Below are 17,925 nucleotides of genomic sequence, written 5' to 3'. Positions count from 1 at the left end.
GCGCGTGCGTTTATTACTGATTGAGGATGACGTCGCGCTCGGTGAAGGCATTCATCAGGCGCTGGGGCGTGAGGGTTACACCGTCGACTGGCTCAAGGACGGCAGCAGTGCGTTGCATGCACTGCTCAGTGAAACCTTCGACCTGGCGGTACTCGATCTCGGTCTGCCGCGCATGGACGGCCTCGAAGTGCTGCGCCGTTTGCGCGACAGCGGTTCGAATCTGCCGGTGCTGATTCTTACGGCCCGCGATGCCACCGAAGACCGCATCGCCGGGCTCGATGCCGGGGCCGACGATTATCTGGTCAAACCGTTCGATCTGGCTGAACTCAAGGCGCGTTTGCGCGCGCTGTTGCGGCGCAGTGCCGGGCGCGCTCAGGCGCTGATCGAACACGCCGGCATCAGCCTCAACCCCGGCACCCAGCAGGTCAGTTATCAGGGCCACCCTGTGGCGCTGACCCCCAAAGAATATCAGTTGCTGCACGAATTGCTCTCGCCGCCGGGCCGGGTGATGACCCGCGATCAACTGATCCAGTTGCTCTACGGCTGGAATGAGGAAGCCGAAAGCAACACCCTGGAAGTGCACATTCATCACCTGCGCAAAAAGTTCTCCACCGACCTGATCCGCACCATCCGTGGCGTGGGTTATCTGGTGGAGGAGCGCCGATGACTTCAATCCGACGCCGCACGCTGACGCTGATCATCGGCCTGCTGCTGGCCGGCCTGGCAGTGCTCAGCACGTTCAACGTGCATGACAGCAACCACGAAATCGCCGAAGTCTACGATGCTCAACTGGCGCAGAACGCGCGTCTGTTGCAAGGCGTGATGCGCATGCCGATGGCGAGTACCGAACACGCGCAGTTGTATCAAGCGTTCAATCAGGCCTTGGGCGAAGCCAAGCCACGGGTCGATGGTCATCCTTACGAAAGCAAGATCGCCTTTCAGGTCTGGAACCCCAAAGGTGAAGTGCTGGTACACACCGCCAGCGCACCCTCCTTCACCGCACCGCCGACCCGACCGGGCTTCAGCGACGTGGTGGATTTGAGAGGCCGGCAATGGCGGGCGTTCATGCTGGAAGACAAGCAGAACGGCCTGCGCATCTGGGTTGGCGAGCGCGATGATGTGCGCACCGATCTGGTCGACCGCATCGTGCGGCACACCCTGTGGCCGAACATGCTCGGCAGTCTGATTCTGGCGGCGATGATCTGGCTCGCCATCGGCTGGGGCCTCAAGCCACTGGCGAACATGGCCGCCACCCTGCGCGCCCGTCACAGTGGTTCGCTGGAGCCACTGAAGCTCACGCCGCTCCCCAGCGAACTGGAGCCGATGCAAGCAGCCCTGAACCGCATGCTCGCGCAGATCCAGGAAGTGCTCGGCCGCGAACGCCGCTTCATCGCTGACGCTGCCCACGAAATGCGCACCCCGCTGGCGGTGCTGCGCGTGCATGCGCAAAACCTGCTGGAGGCCGGCACCGAGCAGGAGCGCCGCGAATCCCTGGAATTTCTGATCTCCGGCGTCGACCGCACCAGCCGTCTGGTCAACCAGTTGCTGACCATGGCACGCCTCGAACCGAAATCCGACCCGCCGCCGCTGCAACGCATCGACCTCAGCGAAACCGTGCGCAACAGCCTCGTGCAACTGACGCCGTGGCTGCTGAGCAAACAGCTGGAACTGGCCTTCGAGGACAGCGCCGAACCTTTCCACGTCATGGCCAGCGCCACGGCCATCGATATCGCCCTGAACAACCTGATCACCAACGCCGCCAACTTCTCCCCCGAGCACGGCATCATCACCGTGACCCTGACCCGAGCCGACGGCTTCTGTCATTTGAGCGTCGACGATCAGGGGCCGGGAATCGATGAGGCGGATCGAGAGCGATTGTTCGAACGTTTCTACAGCCGTGGCAATCCTCAGGGGGCGGGATTGGGACTGACCATCGTCAACACCATCGCAACGCGTTTGGGTGGACGAATTACGTTGGTCAATCGCGCTGAGGGTGGCCTGCGCGCGACGTTGTCGGTACCGCATGGACAATGATCGGCCAGGCCCGGCCCGCTTATCCTGAGCGTCAGCTGTGCAGGACCGCGGTGGCCGATGAGACCACCAGCAACACCGCCAGCCCCCGGTTCATCCAGCGCAACTGCGCCGGATTACTAAGCCATCGCGCAGCGCCCCGCCCCAGCAACGCCCAGATCGCGAGGCACGGCAACGACACCAGAAAGAACACCAGACACAGCGCATTCAGCCCTTGCCCCTGAGCGGTGAACACACTAATCACGGCAATCGCCATGAACCACGACTTTGGGTTGACCCATTGCAACAACGCCGCGCCAATCAGGCCCATCTCGGCTTTTTCTTCCCCAGCAGCGGCGCCGATGTCGGTGACCGGCGCACTGAAAATCTGCCACGCCAGCCACAGCATCCAGCACAACCCGAGGCCGCTGATGATCGGGCGTACGCCGGGCAGCATCAGCGTGCTGGCGCCGGCGCCGGCGACCCATACGAGTGAAGCGGCGCCAATACCGGCGCCGAGGATGATCGGCAGGCACGGTCGCCAGCCGCGTCGGGCGCTGGTGCTGAGGACGATTAGGTTGGTCGGGCCCGGGGTGATGGAGGCGACGAAGGCGAAGAGGATGAACGCAAGCATGGCATGGCCCTTTAGGAAGTCAGGGCCTACTTTGGCAATTGGCTGAGCGGCAGTCTTGAACGTTTGTTCAGCGGCGGATGATGCCTGTGGCGCGCTGTTGATAGGCGCCGGGGGTGATGCCGTAGGCGCGTACAAACCAGCGGCCGAGGTGGCTTTGGTCAGAGAAGCCAAGTCTGCTGGCGACGTCCACCGGTTGCACGCCGGCGGCGAGCATCTGGCGGCCACGGCTGAGGCGCAGCTGGATCAGCCAGGCGTGCGGTGCCAAACCATAAGCGGCCTTGAACGCCCGGGTCAGGCGGAAGCGGTCAGTGCCGCAGACTTGCGCGAGGGTGTGCAGGCTGATGTCTTGTTCGTGATAGGCCATGAGGTAATCCCGGGCCTGTCGGGCGATCAAGGGTGCCCGGTTGGCGGCGGATACCTGCGGGCGCTTGTACAAATGCGAAGCCAAGCGTTCGAGCAACGTGTCCAGCGCCACGTCACGGACCATTTGCACGTCTTGCTGATGCAACGCGTTGAACGCAAACAACGTTGCGCGAGCCAGTTGCGGGTCGTCATTCAATACGCTGCCAATGCCCGGCAAACCGCTGCCGTAACTACCCAGGTGCAAACCGTCCAGCGCCTGTTCCAGCCACGAAGGTTGCAGGTACAACATGCGATAGGTGAAACCCTCAGGACTCGGCGCATCGCCGTCATGGATGTCGCCCGGTTCGAGCATGAAGACCTGACCTGGCGTGCTGTCATGCCGGGCTCTGCGGCTGTTGAAGCGCTGTACGCCTTGCTCGGTGAAGCCGATCAGGTAGGTTTCGTGCCAGTGCGGATCGTACGCGTGCGCGTGCCCGGCGAAATGCGCGTGCAGGGTTTCGATGCCGGTTTCGCGGTCGTGGCTGAGGTTGATCCAGTTGCTCATGGCTTGCATACAGTGATGGGCTGCACGCAGTAATCCACAATCGGCTGCGTGCGGCTAGAAGGTTTGTGCAACGTTCGTCGGCTTGCCCCTCAAATCGAACGCTGGTTGACCCGCGCCATCAGTTGCTCGGCGCTTTCCTTACGCTCCGAATAGCGATCAACCAGAAAGTCCTGACGGTCGCGCAGCAGCACGGTGAATTTCACCAGCTCCTCCATCACATCGACGACGCGGTCATAGAACGGCGACGGTTTCATCCGCCCCGCTTCGTCGAACTCCATCCAGGCCTTCGGCACCGAGGATTGGTTGGGGATGGTGAACATGCGCATCCAGCGCCCGAGCACGCGCAGTTGATTGACCACGTTGAACGACTGCGAGCCGCCGCAGACCTGCATCACTGCCAGGGTTTTGCCCTGGGTCGGGCGAACCGCGCCAAGCTCCAGCGGAACCCAGTCGATCTGCGCCTTGAACACCGCCGACATCGCGCCGTGGCGTTCCGGCGAGCACCAGACCTGGCCTTCCGACCACAGCACCAGTTCGCGCAGTTCCTGCACTTTCGGATGGTCGACCGGGACGTCGTCGGGCAGTGGCAAACCGGACGGATTGAAGATGCGCGTCTCGGCGCCGAAATGTTCGAGCAGGCGTGCGGCCTCCTCCACCAGCAAGCGGCTGAACGAGCGCTCGCGGGTCGATCCGTAGAGCAACAGAATGCGTGGTTTGTGTCCGCCCGAGGCTGAGGTTGGCAAGCCGTCGAACAGGGTTGAATCAAGATTTGGCAAGTGGTCGGACATTGTCAGTCCTCCTTAAAGCGTACCGATTCGGTCGAGTTCGAGTTTGAGTTCGTCGCGGCTGAGGCGGTTGAAAGGCAATGCCAGGAAGGCTTTGCAGCGTTGCTCGATGCGCGCCAGGGTGGCGTGGAAAGCAGCGTCGATCGCCGCTTCGTCGCCCTTTACTTCGGAAGGATCTTCCAGCCCCCAATGGGCCTTCAGTGCCGGGCCGAAATACACCGGGCAGCTTTCGCCAGCGGCTTTGTCGCAGACGGTGATGACGATGTCCGGCGGGTTGCTTTCGAAGGCGTCGTTACCCTTGCTGTACAAGCCGTCGGTGGCAATGCCGACCTGCTGCAAGGTCAAGAGACTGCGCGGCAACACCTGGCCTTTGGGGAAACTCCCGGAACTCAGCGCTTCGAATCCCGACGGCGCCAGGTGGTTGAACATTGCTTCTGAGAGGATGCTGCGACAGCTATTGGCCGTGCACATGAACAGGATTCGCATGGGTTGCTCCAGCAGAGATTAATGAGTTAGCAGCACGCCGCTTCGCGGACCGGACGTCCATCCATCTTCTGCAAACGCGAGGCGTTGTCCTGGAGCCAATCGGCATTGGCTTTGCACGTCACTTGCAGGATCTCGCGTACCCAATCCGGCAGGTCCGGATTGAGGCGGTAATAAACCCATTGCCCCTGACGGCGATCGAGCAGAAGACCGTTGCTGCGCAGTTGCGCCAGATGACGGCTGATCTTTGGCTGACTGTCGTCGAGGGCGCACATCAGCTCGCAAACACACAACTCACCCTGATCGGCAATCAACAGGGTGGCGCGGGCGCGGGTCTCATCGGCCAGGCTTTTGAAGACATCGGTGGGGGTGATCATGGGACAGGCTTCGAACATATGGAAAGGCGAATATACGGATATCCATATATTAATCAACCCTGGAATGGTCCCACCTGACCCACAAACACCGATACCCCCTGTGGGAGCTGGCTTGCCAGCGATAGCGCTGGGTCAGGCAAAGCCGATGTCGAATATCAGTCCGCCATCGCGGGAAAGCCCGCTCCCACAGGGTTTGATGCTGGCAAAACTATCCGAGCAACACCCCCTGCTCCGCCTCACACAACCCCACCACATAATCCCAAACCACCCGCAACCGCACCGACTTGTGCAATTCCCTTCGCGTGCTGATCCAGTAACTGCGCTCGATGCTCTCATCCGGCAGCAATGGCACCAGGTCCGGGTCGGGGGCCGCCATGTAGCACGGCAATACGGCGATGCCCAACCCCGAACGCGCCGCTTCCTGCTGAGCGATGACGCTGGTGCTATGGAACACCACGCGAGGGCTGCGGCAGAAGCTGTTGAGGAACATGAGCTCCTGACTGAACAGCAGATCATCGACATAGCCAATCCACGCGTGCCGCCCGAGGTCTTCGCGGCTGTGCAATGGCGGCGCGTTGTCGAGATAGCTTTGGCTGGCATACAGCGCGAGGCGGTAGTCGGTGAGTTTGCGGGTGACCAGCATGTCCGCCGCCGGGCGCTCCAGATGAATGCTGATTTCCGCCTCGCGATTGAGGATGCTGACGAAGCGCGGCACCGCGACCAGTTCCACTTCCAGGCCCGGGTAACGTTCGAACAGACCGATCATGCGACTGGCGAGAAACTTGACGCCGAGACCTTCGGTGACACCGACGCGAATCTTGCCCAGGGGTGCGGTGGATTGGGTGATTTCTTCCTGAGCTAGCAGCGCGACGTTTTCCATGGCTTCGGCGTGCTTGAGCAGCGCCTCCCCGGCCGGGGTCATTTCGTAGCCTTGGGCGTGCTGAACGAACAGCGCAGTGCCAAGGCTTTTTTCGATGGCCTCGATGTGGCGGGCGACCGTAGCGTGAGTGGTGTTCAAACGGCGGGCCGCGGTGAGCAAACGTCCGCTGCGTTGCAGCTCGAGAAAAAACCGCAGGTCGTTCCAGTCGAACATGGCGTGTCCTTGTCAGCGAGGGTCAATCAGGGCTGTTCGAAAACGCACAGCGGCTGCGCAAAAACTAACATTCTTTTAACGAAAGCTAACAACTAGAGTGTCCGACAATAAAAACAAAAAGCGAGGTCAGGGAATGCAGACTTCCCTCGATGAATACGATTACATCGTGGTCGGCGCAGGCCCCGCAGGGTGTTTGCTGGCCAATCGGCTGTCGGCGGATCCACAGCAGCGGGTGTTGCTGCTCGAAGCCGGCGGACGCGACAACTATGCCTGGATCCACATCCCCGTTGGCTACCTGTTCTGCATCGGCAACCCGCGCACCGATTGGTGCTTCAAGACTGAAGTGCAACCCGGTCTGCAAGGTCGCAGCCTGAGCTATCCGCGCGGCAAAGTGCTTGGCGGCTGTTCTTCCATCAACGGCATGATCTACATGCGCGGCCAGGCCAACGACTACGACGGCTGGGCGGCGGAAGGCAATCCGGGCTGGGCCTGGAACGACGTGCTGCCGCTGTTCAAGCAGAGCGAAAACCACTTTGCCGGCAGTGCTGAATTTCACGGTGCCAAGGGTGAATGGCGGGTCGAACAACAGCGCTTGTCGTGGCCGGTTCTGGATTCCTTTCGCAGCGCCGCTGAACAAAGCGGGATTGCCTCTGTTGAGGACTTCAATCAGGGCGACAACGAGGGTTGCGGTTACTTCCAGGTCAATCAGAAGGCCGGCGTGCGCTGGAACGCGGCCAAAGCCTTTCTCAAACCGATACGTGACCGGGCGAATCTGACGGTGCTGACCGGGGTTGAGGTCGATCGTGTGTTGCTTGAGAACGGTCGCGCCGCTTCTGTCAGTGCGCGTCACGAAGGCCAAGTGAAACGCTTCAAAGCGCGCAAGGAGATCGTGTTGTGCGCCGGTTCAGTCGGCTCGCCGAGCATTCTGCAGCGCTCCGGGATTGGCCCGCGACCATTGCTGGGACGCCTCGGCATTGGCGTGATTCATGAGTTGCCGGGGGTTGGCGGCAATTTGCAGGATCACCTGCAACTGCGCCTGATCTACAAACTGGAAAACGCTCGCACCCTCAACCAGATCGCCGGCAGTGTGTGGGGCAAGATGGGCATGGGCCTGCGTTATCTGTATGACCGCAGCGGGCCGTTGTCGATGGCGCCGAGTCAGTTGGGCGCGTTTGCCCGCTCGGGGCCAGAGCAGACGTCGGCAAATCTTGAATACCACGTGCAGCCGCTGTCGCTGGAGCGCTTTGGCGAGCCGTTGCACAGCTTCCCGGCCTTCACCGCGTCGGTGTGCGATTTGCGTCCGCAGAGCCGTGGCCGTATCGACATTCGCTCGGCGGATCCGCAGGAGGCGCCGCTGATTCAACCCAATTATCTGAGCCACCCCGAAGACCTGCGCGTGGCCGCCGACGCCATCCGCCTGACCCGACGTATCGTCAGCGCCCCCGCCCTGCAAGCGTTCAAACCGGTCGAGTATTTGCCGGGCGACCGCCTGCAAAGCGAAGAGCAACTGCACGAAGCGGCGGCGCGGATCGGCACGACGATTTTCCATCCGGTCGGCACCTGCCGCATGGGCAATGACGGCGAGGCGGTGGTTGATGCGCAGTTGCGCGTCCACGGCGTGCCCGGTTTGCGCATTGCCGACGCCTCGATCATGCCGAGGATCATCTCGGGCAACACCTGTTCGCCTACGCTGATGATTGCCGAGAAGGCCGCGCAGCTGATCCTCAACCCTAACGCTGTAAACACCGTCCCTGTGGGAGCGAGCGTGCTCGCGAAAGCGCTAGATCATTCAACATAAACGTTGCCTGACATGACGCCTTCGCGAGCAAGCTCGCTCCCACAGGGTTTTGTACAACACTCAAGACAGCACCCGGACAGGCAACACCAGTGGAACAACAAAAACAATCACTGTGAGGGATACCGATATGTCAGAACACGCTCAGCCGCTGGACGCCGCGTACAGCGCGCAAACCAGCCCGGATACACGCAAAGTCATCTTCGCTTCATCACTGGGAACAGTGTTCGAGTGGTATGACTTTTTCCTCTACGGCGCCCTGGCGGCGGTGATCAGCAAGCAGTTTTTCGCCGGAGTCAACGACACCACGGCGTTCATCTTTGCGCTGATGGCGTTTGCCGCCGGATTCATCGTGCGGCCGTTCGGGGCACTGGTGTTCGGTCGGTTGGGGGACATGATCGGACGTAAATACACCTTCCTCGCGACCATCATTTTGATGGGCGTGGCGACGTTCTGTGTCGGTCTGTTACCGACCTACGCCAGCATCGGCATCGCCGCGCCAATCATTCTGGTGGTGCTGCGCATGCTTCAGGGCCTGGCGCTCGGAGGCGAGTACGGCGGCGCCGCAACCTACGTGGCAGAACACGCGCCGATCGGCAAACGCGGGTTCCACACCAGCTGGATTCAATCCACCGCGACCCTCGGCCTGCTGCTGTCGCTGCTGGTGGTGCTCGGTTGCCGCTACTTCACGGGCGATCAGTTTGAAGTGTGGGGCTGGCGGATTCCGTTCCTGCTGTCGATCGTGCTGCTGGGCATTTCCACCTGGATTCGCCTGAGCCTGCATGAGTCGCCGGCCTATCTGAAGATGAAAGAGGAAGGCAAAACCTCGAAGGCGCCGATCCGCGAATCCTTCGGCAAATGGGAGAACCTCAAAGTCGTGCTGATCGCCCTGTTCAGCATCAACGCCGGGCAAGCGGTGACCTTCTACGCAGCGCAGTTCTACGTGCTGTTCTTCCTCACCCAGTTTCTGAAAATGGACCCTGCACTGGCCAACACCTTGCTGATTATCAGCGTGGTGATCGGCGCGCCGTTCTTCATTTTCTTCGGCTGGCTGTCGGACAAGGTCGGACGCAAACCGGTACTGATGCTCGGCTTGCTGCTGGCGACGGTGCTGTACTTCCCGATTTTCAAATCCCTCGCGCATTACGCCAACCCGGCGATCGATCAGGCCAGCCGTCAGGCACCGATTACGGTGCTGGCTGACCCGGCGACGTGCACCTTCCAGTTTGACCCGGTGGGCAAGGCGAAATTTGACAGCCCGTGCGACAAGGTCAAAACCTTCCTGGTCAAGCAAGGCCTGCCCTACTCCAGCGCCGCCGCACCGGCCGGCAGCGCCGTACAGGTCAGTGTCGGCGACGTGAAACTCGACGGCTTCGATGAATCTGCCTTACGCGGTGCAATCACCCTCGCCGGGTACCCGCAACAAGCCGATGTGCAGCAGACCAACAAACCGATGATCGTCGCCCTGATCGTAGCGCTGATCATCATCTCCGCCATGTGCTACGGCCCGCTCGCGGCGCTGATGGTCGAACTGTTCCCGACCCGCATTCGCTACACCTCGATGTCGCTGCCGTACCACATTGGCAACGGCTGGTTCGGCGGGTTTCTGCCAACGGTATCGTTTGCGCTGGTGGTGTACACCGGGGACATTTTCTATGGGCTGTGGTACCCGGTGTTGATTACCGGAGTGAGCCTGGTGGTGGGTGTGATCTTCTTGCGTGAGACGAAGAATATCGATCTGGACAAGAACTGAAGTTAACGCCAGAACCCTCGGTGGCGAGAGCGCGTGCTCTCTCGCCACCCTCTTTTCAGGCATCCGCCTTGATCACCTCGAACTTCACCTGATCCGGATAAAACGCCACATAGTCGCGGATCGGCGCCACCGAGACTTTTGGATTCTCGTAAGTCCACACCGCATTCGCCCCCTCATGCCCCGGCACCTGCAAGCTGAAGTAATTGGCGTCGCCCTTGTACGGGCAGTAACTGGTGTGGTCGGTGCGGGCGAAGTACTTTTCGTCGATGTCTTCGCGAGGGACGTAGTAAACCGGCGGGTAGTTGGCCTCGTTGAGGATCATCGCGTGGGAGGATGCGGCGACCTGGATGCCGTGGAATTTCACCAGCAGGCAACCTGTAAGTTGTTCGAGGGTGATGACGGGGCTGGGGCCGGAGCTTTTCATGGGTTTCTCCAAGGACAAATGAACTGTGGCGAGGGAACTCGCTCCCGCTGGGCAGCGTAGCGGCCCCAACATCAGCAATCGCAGTGTGTCAGGTATAACGCGATTTCCGAGTTTGCGACGGCTTCGCCGCCGAGCGGGAGCAAGCGCCCTCGCTACAAGTTCCGGACTGGCCCGTTTTATGTCAGATCAAACAACAATATCCGTCACCACCGCCTGCCCCACCACGCCCACAGCAAAATCGACCTGCCCCTGGCCGGTCAAGTCAACCAGCAGCCCCGTCTGACCGTGCTGCGCGTAGTAAGTCAGGATCGCATCCCCCGCATGGCCGGTGAAACTGCTGACGAAGTTCAACGTGGCGGCACCACTCGAAAACTCGGCGATCCCCGAAAGGTCGATCTTGTCCAGGCCGCTTTTGAAATCCATGATCCAGTCCGGCTGGTTATCGGTCGAATCGCTGGCAGCGCCGAACACGAAAGTGTCTGCACCCTCTCCGCCTACCAGCGTATCGCCACCACCGCCACCGTAAAGGATGTCGTCGCCGGCACCGCCAAACAGCGAGTTCGCCTTTGCGTTGCCGATCAACAGGTCATTGCCCGAACCGCCAACCGCGTTTTCCACGGTCACGCCGTAAGCGATCGAAACGTTGCCCACCAATCCTCCGACATCGGAGAACGAGCCCTCATTGAGATTGATTTTCTGGTTCTGGGTGAAACCGGAGAAGTTCAGCGTGTCATCGCCGCCACCGTCCCACACCGAGAACACCAGCTTCGACGACGCCGATGTCGCGCTGTAAAAATCACGCCCGGTGTTGGAGTAGAAACCGTACGTGGTGTTATCGGCGCGAGTCTCATAGTTGGCGCCATACAGTTTCTGCACGGCAACAATGTCGTCCATTAACGGCGCAGAAGCGTAGGCACCGCTGCCATCCTTGCTGAAGTCCTGCTCGGTGTTGGTTTCACTCCAGTAGCTCATCAAGCTATAGCCGCGGGTGTCTTCGGCGTATTTAGCGTCGCCGTAGGTTGGGTTGCCGTTACCGGCGTTGTAGGCGCCAGGGTGCGACAGGCCGAGGGTGTGACCGATTTCGTGAGTCAGGGTCTGGCGACCATAGTTGCCGGTATCCGGCGTCTTGTTGACCTGATACTGGTTGTTGATCAGATACCACGATTGGCCGTCATAGCTGCCGCCGCTCGGCAGGTACGCGAACGCGGCACCACCGGTGCTGACGTCATAATTGCCGAACGTCATGTGACCGTCGCCGCCCTTGCCTTCGGTGAATGTGACGTTGGCGACGTCGGCCCAGGACTGCATGGCCAGCACAGCCTGAGCTTTCTGCTGGGCACTGAATTCGCCGAAATTGCCAAGCTTCGGGTTGTAGTTCGCCGGTTTCTCGGTCAGGAAGGTGTAGCTCAGGTCGATCTTGCCGTCAGCGTTTTTATCGCCCCACGACAGGCCTTTGCGCAGGATTTCGTCAGCAGCTTGATCAGCGGTGAACGAGGGTTTGCCATTGATCAGCCCGACGCCGCGGTCGTACAGATGACTGAAGGTGTCGATTTGGTCGTAGGCGCTGCTGGTTTTGGATTTGGCTTGAGCCATGGATGGACTTCCTTGTTTCAGAGTAGTCAGTTTCCGACAGACCGCGGCGATCTTCTGGCGAGATCGTCCTGTCACTCGTGTGGTTGAACCGCCAAAAAACCTGACACAGGCACGGACAGGGCGCTAATCGATTTTTCGATAGTGCTTTCCCTGTCCGCGGAATACCCGTCATTTCCGGCAACCCTTTTTATCTGTATATCCATACAGATAAAAGTTGCCCATGGGCGCAAGTGCGGCCATTCTGTGTACCTCTTCGGACATTGATCGACGTGGTGGTTATGCGGCTGTACCTCTGTGAAAAACCTTCTCAGGCCAAAGACATCGCGGCCGTACTCGGTGCCAAGCGCCGGGGCGACGGCTGCTGGCTGGGAACAGACGTCACGGTGACCTGGTGCATCGGTCATTTGCTGGAAACCGCTCCGCCGGACGCCTACGACGCACGCTACAAGCGCTGGGTACTGGCGGATCTGCCGATCATTCCGGACAAATGGAAAATGACCGTCAAGCCGCGCACCGCCAGTCAGTACAAAGCCGTCAAACGGCTGCTCGGCGAGGCCAGCGAACTGATCATCGCCACCGACGCCGACCGTGAGGGCGAGATGATTGCCCGGGAACTGGTCGAGCATTGCCGCTATCGCGGGCCGATCCGCCGCTTGTGGCTGTCGGCACTGGACGAGGCGTCGATTCGCAAGGCCCTGGCCGCGTTGAAGCCAGGTGCCGAGACGTTCAGCCTGTATCACTCGGCACTGGGCCGCTCCCGGGCGGATTGGTTGATCGGCATGAACATGAGCCGCCTCTTCACCCTGCTCGGTCGGCAGTCGGGCTATCAAGGTGTGCTACCGGTCGGTCGAGTACAGACACCGACATTGCGCCTGGTCGTGGACCGCGATCGCAGCATCGCCGACTTCGTGCCAGTGCCGTTTTGGGCGATCGACGTACAACTGCTGCACAACGCCACGCCGTTTACCGCGCAATGGCGCGCGGCGTCGGACGTCTGTGATGATCAGGATCGTTGTTTGAATCAGGCACTCGCGCAACAGGCAGCCGTCGCGATCGCCAGCGCCGACACTGCTCGGGTCGTCAAGCTACGCACCGAGCGCATGCGTGAAGTGGCGCCGCTGCCTTTCGATCTCGGCACGTTGCAGGAGGTCTGCTCGAAAAAACTCGGCCTCGGCGCGCAGGAAACCCTCGACATCGCCCAGGCACTCTACGAAACCTACAAAGTCGTCACCTACCCGCGCAGCGATTGCGGTTTTCTGCCGCTGAGCCAGCACGGTGAGGCACCGGGGATTCTCGCGGCACTGCGTCAGGCCGACCCGAGCCTCGAAGCGCTGCAAGGTTTTCTAGAGCCGCAGCGTCGCTCCCGGGCGTGGAACGACAGCAAGGTCACCGCGCACCACGGCATCATCCCGACCGCGGCGGCGAAGAACCTTGAACGCCTGACGGGCAAGCACCGCGCGGTCTACACACTCATCCGCGCGCGGTATCTGGCGCAGTTTCTACCCAACCATGAATACGACCGCACCCAGGCTGATTTCGATTGCGCCGGTGAAGCGTTGCGTGCAGTCGGCAAACAGATCATCGAACCGGGCTGGAAGCGCGCACTGCCCGAGGCACTGGCACCGACCAAGGGCCGTGAAGCGCCGGCACCGCAAACCTTGCCGACACTTGGCCAGGGTATCGATTGCGCCGTTGCTGATGTGAAGCTCAAGGATTTGTGGACGCAGCCACCCAAGCCCTACACCGAAGGCGATCTGATCAAGGCGATGAAGAACGTTGCCAAACTGGTGGAAGATCCGCTGCTCAAACAGAAGCTCAAGGACACGACCGGCATCGGCACCGAAGCCACCCGTGCATCGATCATCCAGGGACTGCTCGATCGCGGTTATCTGGTGAAAAACGGCAAGGCACTGGCGGCAACACCGGCGGCGTTCAGTCTGATCGACGCCGTACCCCGAGCGATTGCCGACCCCGGCACCACGGCGATCTGGGAGCAGGCGCTGGACATGGTGCAGAGCGGTGAGATGAGTCTGGAAGAATTCGTCACCAAGCAAGCGGCGTGGATGAGCAAGCAGGTGACTCGCTGCTCTGCGCTGAGCCTGACCATCAGCGGCCCACCGCCTGCCGGCAAGGCTGCTACGCCGTGGAAGAAAAAACGCAAATCGACGCGAAGCAAATCAACCGGCACAGCCAAACGCACGGCGAAACCGGCAGCCAAAAAGTAAAACGCGCTACTGTTCCTGAAAGGTTCATCACCTCAGGGACCCAAAACATGCCCAGCATCGAACTCCACCCCGCCGAGCGTGACGAACTGCAAATCATCGAAAACCTGATGCAGTTCTACCTGTACGACTTCAGCGAATGGCTGCCGCTGAAGCTCGCCAAGCATGGCTTCTTTGCCCTCCAGCCAAATGACGCTTACTGGCGCCATCCGGCCACCCGTCCCTTTCTGATCCGCGTCGATGGCGAACTCGCCGGCTTCATCACGGTGGATGAAGAAACCCACATCGACGGCGCCGAATTCAACATCGGCTACTTCTTCGTCACCCGGCGCATGCGTGGCCAAGGCGTCGCGCAGTTTGTCGTCTCTGCCCTCTTGAGCCAAATCCCCGGTCGGTGGCAGATTTTCCATATCGACGCCAACCTGCCTGCACAACGCTTCTGGGCCAGGCTGATGCCGGAATGGGTCGGCGTCGAATTCACCTTGAGCCACCGCGATGTAGACGGTTACCCGTGCACCTTCTACACCCTGCGCAGCCCCGTTTCCATTGCCTGAACGGATCCGTTCTCATTCCAAAACAGCTTTGTCCGACAATATGTAGTGCTTAAAAATAATCACTACAAAACCGTTGACGGCGTCGTTTTGCTTTTGCATGATGAAGACGTTCCCCGATCGGGAACACGGGTAACACGCTTGAGCAAACTCGTCTGACCGCCGAGTTGTTTTTTCCGGATACACGCTGCCCACAAGGCAGATTGAAGAAGCTGACCTGGCCTGAACGTCCAGTACAAGGACGAGAAGCGCTGGCGAAAATTCTCAAGACGCTTGTGCGTCGACCCTGAAAACGTCGACAAGGGCCTCCCGGTTTTCGCTGCTTCTCCTCGTTGTGACGCTATCGCGTAGCAGTTATTCAACACGACTACATGCAACAGATGCACGACCCCGTACTTCAAACGGGCGACCGCTGACGTCCTGGTTTCGGTGCCAGGGATCAACTAACCGATGGGCTACCTGTATTAGCGAATCAACTTAGAAAGATCACCAAACTGGTCAAGGGGCAAAATCATGAATCTGAACAATCAACCTACTGTCGAAGAACTGGCTCGTATGTTCGCTGCGCAAAAAGACAGCCTCGACAGCCATATTCTGTGGATCAGCAAATCGGGCCAGGTGCATATCGACTGCCTGACGCCCCACGCTGGCGAAGAAGAGTTCGACCGCAACAATCAGAACCTGCTGGCCCGCCTGAAGATGTACCGCCGCGGCCAAGGTTATGTCGGCAAAAAAGCCGCGGCCGACAAGGACTTCATCGGTAATGTTCTGCAGACGCTGAAACAAGCGTGGGACTCGATGCAGAACAAGAATGAAGTTCGGGTGATTGATCGGTTCTGCTGACTTTTAAAACTTAAATAACAAGAGGGCCTGCTTCCAGCGATGGAGCAGGCCCTTTTTTGTGTATGGCGTAAGCTTTGTGGTGTTAGTTAAATCTATCCCCTCACCCCAGCCCTCTCCCGAAGGGAGAGGGAGCCGATCTCGAGCGTGCTTGCGATATACAAACTTCAATATTTTCAGATCGCTGCATTAGCCACCAACACCTCGGTCAGTCCCCTCTCCCTCCGGGAGAGGGTTAGGGTGAGGGGCTTCCCATGCTCAACACCATTTCCACAAACGCCACCGCCGCCGCACTGTGATAATTATTCTTGCGCCGCAACAAGGCCGCCCCGCGCTGCGGCGCTTCGCTTTCTACCCGCAGCCTGTGCAAAGCGCGATCCTCAGTCGCAATCGCCTCCGGCAACATCGTCGCAATCGGCGAATGTCGCACCACCTCCAGCAGCGTACTGACCGAGTTCACTTCAATACGCACCTTGGGCGTGATGCCGTGCTGGCGGAAATACTCATCCACCGATGAGCGCGTGATGTAGTCCGGCGCCAGCAAGGCAAAATCCAGCTGTGCGATGTCATCCGGTGTCAGTGTTAACGTGCTGTCGTACAACGGGTGCTCGCGCCCGACCATGATTCCCAAAGCTTCGGTGAACGCCGGAACACACTCAATATCCGCATTGCGCACCGGGGTGAAGGCAATCGCAATATCCAGCGAGTCGTCCGCCAGACCCGCCTCAATGTCATCCATCGACAACTCGAAAATGTCCAGATGAATCCCTGGAAATCGCGCCATGTAGTCGCGCACCAGCGGCCCGACCAGGTACGCCATGAACGTCGGCGTCATGGCCAGACGCAAGGTGCCACGCGACAGATCCTTCACGTCATGCAGTGCCCGCTTACCCGCCTCCAACTCCACCAGCACCCGTCGCGCGCATTCGATATAGGCCTCGCCGGCATCGGTCGGCTTGACTGATCGTGAGGTGCGATCAAACAGGTTCACCCCCAGGGTTTCCTCGAGCTGGCGAATCTGTTGCGACAGCGTCGGCTGTGACACATGCAGTGCCTCGGCCGCGCGGGTGAAGCCGCCGTGATCGGCAACGGCGAGCAGATAACGCAAATGTCTTAACAGCATCGGGCAAACCATCTATAGGCAGGGCTTATGCAAAGCATTGTATATGGGTCTTGGACGCTATGGATTAATCAGCTGAAAATCAATCCCACACAGCAAGCCAACCCCTGAAAGGAGTGACACCATGCAACAGTCCCACGCCTACAACGACACCAGCCTGGCCCTGACCACCCGCATTCTCGACGCCAAGGCACGCAAAAATCTGTCGTGGCAGGATCTCACCGACGGCACCGGCCTGAGCCTGGCGTTCGTCACCGCCGCCCTGCTCGGCCAGCATCCTCTGCCGGAAAACGCTGCCCAAGTAGTAGGCGACAAACTTGAGCTGGATGCAGCCGATGTATCGGCGATGCAAATCATCCCGTTGCGCGGCAGCCTCAGCGGTGTGCCGACCGATCCGACCATCTACCGTTTCCACGAGATGATCCAGATCTACGGCACCACCCTCAAAGCCCTGGTTCATGAGCAATTCGGCGACGGCATCATCAGCGCGATCAACTTCAAACTGGACATCAAGAAAGTCGAAGACCCGGAAGGCGGTTCCCGCGCCGTGGTCACCCTCGACGGCAAGTTCCTGCCCCTGCGTCCGTTCTGATGCGCCCCCGGCCCGCACCTCGCGTGCGGGCCCACCGATCTCCCTTGAAGAGGACATGCACATGAAAGCCCTGATCGACGGTTTCCTGAAGTTCCAGAGCGAAGCCTTCCCGCAACGCACCGAACTGTTCAAACACCTGGCGACTACCCAGCAGCCCGGCACCTTGTTCATCACCTGTTCCGACAGCCGTGTCGTGCCGGAACTGCTGACCCAGCAAGAACCCGGCGAACTGTTTGTGATCCGCAATGCCGGCAATATCGTGCCGTCCTACAGCCCGCATCCGGGTGGGGTTTCGGCGACGGTGGAATACGCCGTGGCGGTGCTCGGCGTGACCGACATTGTGATCTGCGGCCACTCGGACTGCGGTGCGATGACGGCGATTGCCCAGTGCAAATGCATGGATCACCTGCCCGCCGTCAGCGGTTGGCTGCAGCATGCCGAGTCAGCGAAAGTGGTGAATGAGGCGCGGCCGCATGCCAGTGAAGCAGCGAAATTGAGTTCGATGGTGCGCGAAAACGTGATCGCGCAACTGGCGAATATCCAGACTCATCCGAGCGTGCGCCTGGCACAGGAGAAAGGCCTGCTGAATTTGCATGGCTGGGTGTACGACATCGAGACCGGCTCGATTGATGCGCTGTCCTCGGACCGCCGCACCTTTGTACCGCTGGCCGAGCAACCGGCAGTTTGCGCAGTTCAAGCAAAAGCCGCTGCCTGAATGGACGCCTGTGGGAGCTACCGAAGGTTGC

General features: G+C 60.1%; 18 protein-coding genes. 9 read left to right on the top strand and 9 right to left on the bottom strand.

What is annotated here, in order from left to right; genetic code table 11:
* The first annotated feature begins 4 nt into the window (after positions 1 to 4).
* Both AB4P91_RS16540 and AB4P91_RS16535 read left to right on the top strand, forming a co-directional pair.
* Complete coding sequence (locus AB4P91_RS16540) at positions 5 to 667, top strand: response regulator (RefSeq protein WP_150592214.1); 663 nt, start codon at positions 5 to 7, stop codon at positions 665 to 667.
* Complete coding sequence (locus AB4P91_RS16535) at positions 664 to 2,034, top strand: ATP-binding protein (RefSeq protein WP_395603216.1); 1,371 nt, start codon at positions 664 to 666, stop codon at positions 2,032 to 2,034. The genes AB4P91_RS16540 and AB4P91_RS16535 overlap by 4 nt, the downstream gene beginning before the upstream one ends.
* 31 nt (positions 2,035 to 2,065) lie before the next feature.
* On the opposite strand, the gene AB4P91_RS16530 is transcribed toward AB4P91_RS16535, so the two are convergent.
* From AB4P91_RS16530 to AB4P91_RS16505, 6 genes are all read right to left on the bottom strand, one after another.
* Positions 2,066 to 2,644, bottom strand: a complete 579-nt coding sequence (locus AB4P91_RS16530) for a LysE family translocator (protein ID WP_150592216.1) — start codon at positions 2,642 to 2,644, stop codon at positions 2,066 to 2,068.
* A gap of 67 nt (positions 2,645 to 2,711) precedes the next feature.
* On the bottom strand, positions 2,712 to 3,551 hold the full coding sequence (locus AB4P91_RS16525; RefSeq protein ID WP_150592217.1) for an AraC family transcriptional regulator: 840 nt from the start codon (positions 3,549 to 3,551) through the stop codon (positions 2,712 to 2,714).
* A gap of 89 nt (positions 3,552 to 3,640) precedes the next feature.
* A complete protein-coding gene (gene arsH / locus AB4P91_RS16520; protein ID WP_395603215.1) occupies positions 3,641 to 4,339 on the bottom strand; it encodes an arsenical resistance protein ArsH in 699 nt (232 codons plus the stop codon).
* Between the two features lie 12 nt (positions 4,340 to 4,351).
* Positions 4,352 to 4,822 (bottom strand): arsenate reductase ArsC, encoded by a 471-nt coding sequence (locus tag AB4P91_RS16515; RefSeq protein ID WP_395603214.1) that lies wholly within the window; start codon positions 4,820 to 4,822, stop codon positions 4,352 to 4,354.
* 26 nt (positions 4,823 to 4,848) lie between these two features.
* Positions 4,849 to 5,196, bottom strand: a complete 348-nt coding sequence (locus AB4P91_RS16510; protein WP_395603213.1) for a metalloregulator ArsR/SmtB family transcription factor — start codon at positions 5,194 to 5,196, stop codon at positions 4,849 to 4,851.
* A gap of 208 nt (positions 5,197 to 5,404) precedes the next feature.
* Positions 5,405 to 6,289 carry a LysR family transcriptional regulator gene (locus tag AB4P91_RS16505; RefSeq protein ID WP_150592221.1) on the bottom strand — a complete coding sequence of 295 codons (885 nt, stop codon included), beginning with the start codon at positions 6,287 to 6,289 and terminating at the stop codon, positions 5,405 to 5,407.
* A gap of 133 nt (positions 6,290 to 6,422) precedes the next feature.
* On the opposite strand from AB4P91_RS16505, the gene AB4P91_RS16500 reads away from it, so the two are divergent.
* Positions 6,423 to 8,087, top strand: coding sequence for a GMC family oxidoreductase (locus AB4P91_RS16500; RefSeq protein ID WP_395603212.1), 1,665 nt, complete (start codon positions 6,423 to 6,425; stop codon positions 8,085 to 8,087).
* 127 nt (positions 8,088 to 8,214) lie between these two features.
* The gene (locus AB4P91_RS16495) at positions 8,215 to 9,837 is read left to right on the top strand and encodes an MFS transporter (protein WP_150592223.1); all 1,623 of its coding nucleotides are present in this window, start codon (positions 8,215 to 8,217) and stop codon (positions 9,835 to 9,837) included.
* A gap of 55 nt (positions 9,838 to 9,892) precedes the next feature.
* Here AB4P91_RS16495 and AB4P91_RS16490 read toward each other — a convergent pair whose 3' ends face one another.
* A complete protein-coding gene (locus tag AB4P91_RS16490) occupies positions 9,893 to 10,261 on the bottom strand; it encodes a DUF427 domain-containing protein (protein WP_150597960.1) in 369 nt (122 codons plus the stop codon).
* A 186-nt stretch (positions 10,262 to 10,447) separates the two neighbouring features.
* Positions 10,448 to 11,854, bottom strand: a complete 1,407-nt coding sequence (locus tag AB4P91_RS16485) for a serralysin family metalloprotease (RefSeq protein ID WP_150597959.1) — start codon at positions 11,852 to 11,854, stop codon at positions 10,448 to 10,450.
* Positions 11,855 to 12,132: 278 nt separating this feature from the next.
* On the opposite strand from AB4P91_RS16485, the gene AB4P91_RS16480 reads away from it, so the two are divergent.
* The 3 genes from AB4P91_RS16480 (at position 12,133) to AB4P91_RS16470 (ending at position 15,470) form a co-directional block, all read left to right on the top strand.
* On the top strand, positions 12,133 to 14,079 hold the full coding sequence (locus tag AB4P91_RS16480; RefSeq protein WP_395603211.1) for a DNA topoisomerase III: 1,947 nt from the start codon (positions 12,133 to 12,135) through the stop codon (positions 14,077 to 14,079).
* A gap of 47 nt (positions 14,080 to 14,126) precedes the next feature.
* The gene (locus AB4P91_RS16475; RefSeq protein ID WP_395603210.1) at positions 14,127 to 14,630 is read left to right on the top strand and encodes a GNAT family N-acetyltransferase; all 504 of its coding nucleotides are present in this window, start codon (positions 14,127 to 14,129) and stop codon (positions 14,628 to 14,630) included.
* 510 nt (positions 14,631 to 15,140) lie between these two features.
* Positions 15,141 to 15,470 (top strand): hypothetical protein, encoded by a 330-nt coding sequence (locus tag AB4P91_RS16470; RefSeq protein WP_150592228.1) that lies wholly within the window; start codon positions 15,141 to 15,143, stop codon positions 15,468 to 15,470.
* 232 nt (positions 15,471 to 15,702) lie between these two features.
* Here the strand turns inward: AB4P91_RS16470 and cynR are convergent, their stop codons facing one another.
* Complete coding sequence (gene cynR, locus AB4P91_RS16465; protein ID WP_150687078.1) at positions 15,703 to 16,590, bottom strand: transcriptional regulator CynR; 888 nt, start codon at positions 16,588 to 16,590, stop codon at positions 15,703 to 15,705.
* 121 nt (positions 16,591 to 16,711) lie between these two features.
* On the opposite strand from cynR, the gene cynS reads away from it, so the two are divergent.
* Positions 16,712 to 17,179: a cyanase gene (gene cynS / locus AB4P91_RS16460; RefSeq protein WP_042559621.1), complete on the top strand. Its 468-nt coding sequence runs from the start codon at positions 16,712 to 16,714 to the stop codon at positions 17,177 to 17,179.
* Between the two features lie 61 nt (positions 17,180 to 17,240).
* Positions 17,241 to 17,894 (top strand): carbonic anhydrase, encoded by a 654-nt coding sequence (locus AB4P91_RS16455; RefSeq protein ID WP_395603209.1) that lies wholly within the window; start codon positions 17,241 to 17,243, stop codon positions 17,892 to 17,894.
* Positions 17,895 to 17,925 lie beyond the last annotated feature (31 nt).

It is taken from the genome of Pseudomonas sp. B21128 (assembly GCF_044218865.1).
Lineage (GTDB): Bacteria > Pseudomonadota > Gammaproteobacteria > Pseudomonadales > Pseudomonadaceae > Aquipseudomonas > Aquipseudomonas iridis.
Note: the sequence above shows the minus strand (reverse complement) of the source record. Positions and strands in the feature narration are given on the sequence as shown.

Bases quoted from the DNA above. Each gene is read 5' to 3' on its own strand.
- AB4P91_RS16535 (WP_395603216.1), top strand. From the start codon at position 664: ATGACTTCAATCCGACGCCGCACGCTGACGCTGATCATCGGCCTGCTG.
- AB4P91_RS16530 (WP_150592216.1), bottom strand. From the start codon at position 2,644: ATGCTTGCGTTCATCCTCTTCGCCTTCGTCGCCTCCATCACCCCGGGC.
- AB4P91_RS16525 (WP_150592217.1), bottom strand. From the start codon at position 3,551: ATGAGCAACTGGATCAACCTCAGCCACGACCGCGAAACCGGCATCGAA.
- arsH (WP_395603215.1), bottom strand. From the start codon at position 4,339: ATGTCCGACCACTTGCCAAATCTTGATTCAACCCTGTTCGACGGCTTG.
- AB4P91_RS16515 (WP_395603214.1), bottom strand. From the start codon at position 4,822: ATGCGAATCCTGTTCATGTGCACGGCCAATAGCTGTCGCAGCATCCTC.
- AB4P91_RS16510 (WP_395603213.1), bottom strand. From the start codon at position 5,196: ATGATCACCCCCACCGATGTCTTCAAAAGCCTGGCCGATGAGACCCGC.
- AB4P91_RS16505 (WP_150592221.1), bottom strand. From the start codon at position 6,289: ATGTTCGACTGGAACGACCTGCGGTTTTTTCTCGAGCTGCAACGCAGC.
- AB4P91_RS16500 (WP_395603212.1), top strand. From the start codon at position 6,423: ATGCAGACTTCCCTCGATGAATACGATTACATCGTGGTCGGCGCAGGC.
- AB4P91_RS16495 (WP_150592223.1), top strand. From the start codon at position 8,215: ATGTCAGAACACGCTCAGCCGCTGGACGCCGCGTACAGCGCGCAAACC.
- AB4P91_RS16490 (WP_150597960.1), bottom strand. From the start codon at position 10,261: ATGAAAAGCTCCGGCCCCAGCCCCGTCATCACCCTCGAACAACTTACA.
- AB4P91_RS16485 (WP_150597959.1), bottom strand. From the start codon at position 11,854: ATGGCTCAAGCCAAATCCAAAACCAGCAGCGCCTACGACCAAATCGAC.
- AB4P91_RS16480 (WP_395603211.1), top strand. From the start codon at position 12,133: ATGCGGCTGTACCTCTGTGAAAAACCTTCTCAGGCCAAAGACATCGCG.
- AB4P91_RS16475 (WP_395603210.1), top strand. From the start codon at position 14,127: ATGCCCAGCATCGAACTCCACCCCGCCGAGCGTGACGAACTGCAAATC.
- AB4P91_RS16470 (WP_150592228.1), top strand. From the start codon at position 15,141: ATGAATCTGAACAATCAACCTACTGTCGAAGAACTGGCTCGTATGTTC.
- cynR (WP_150687078.1), bottom strand. From the start codon at position 16,590: ATGCTGTTAAGACATTTGCGTTATCTGCTCGCCGTTGCCGATCACGGC.
- cynS (WP_042559621.1), top strand. From the start codon at position 16,712: ATGCAACAGTCCCACGCCTACAACGACACCAGCCTGGCCCTGACCACC.
- AB4P91_RS16455 (WP_395603209.1), top strand. From the start codon at position 17,241: ATGAAAGCCCTGATCGACGGTTTCCTGAAGTTCCAGAGCGAAGCCTTC.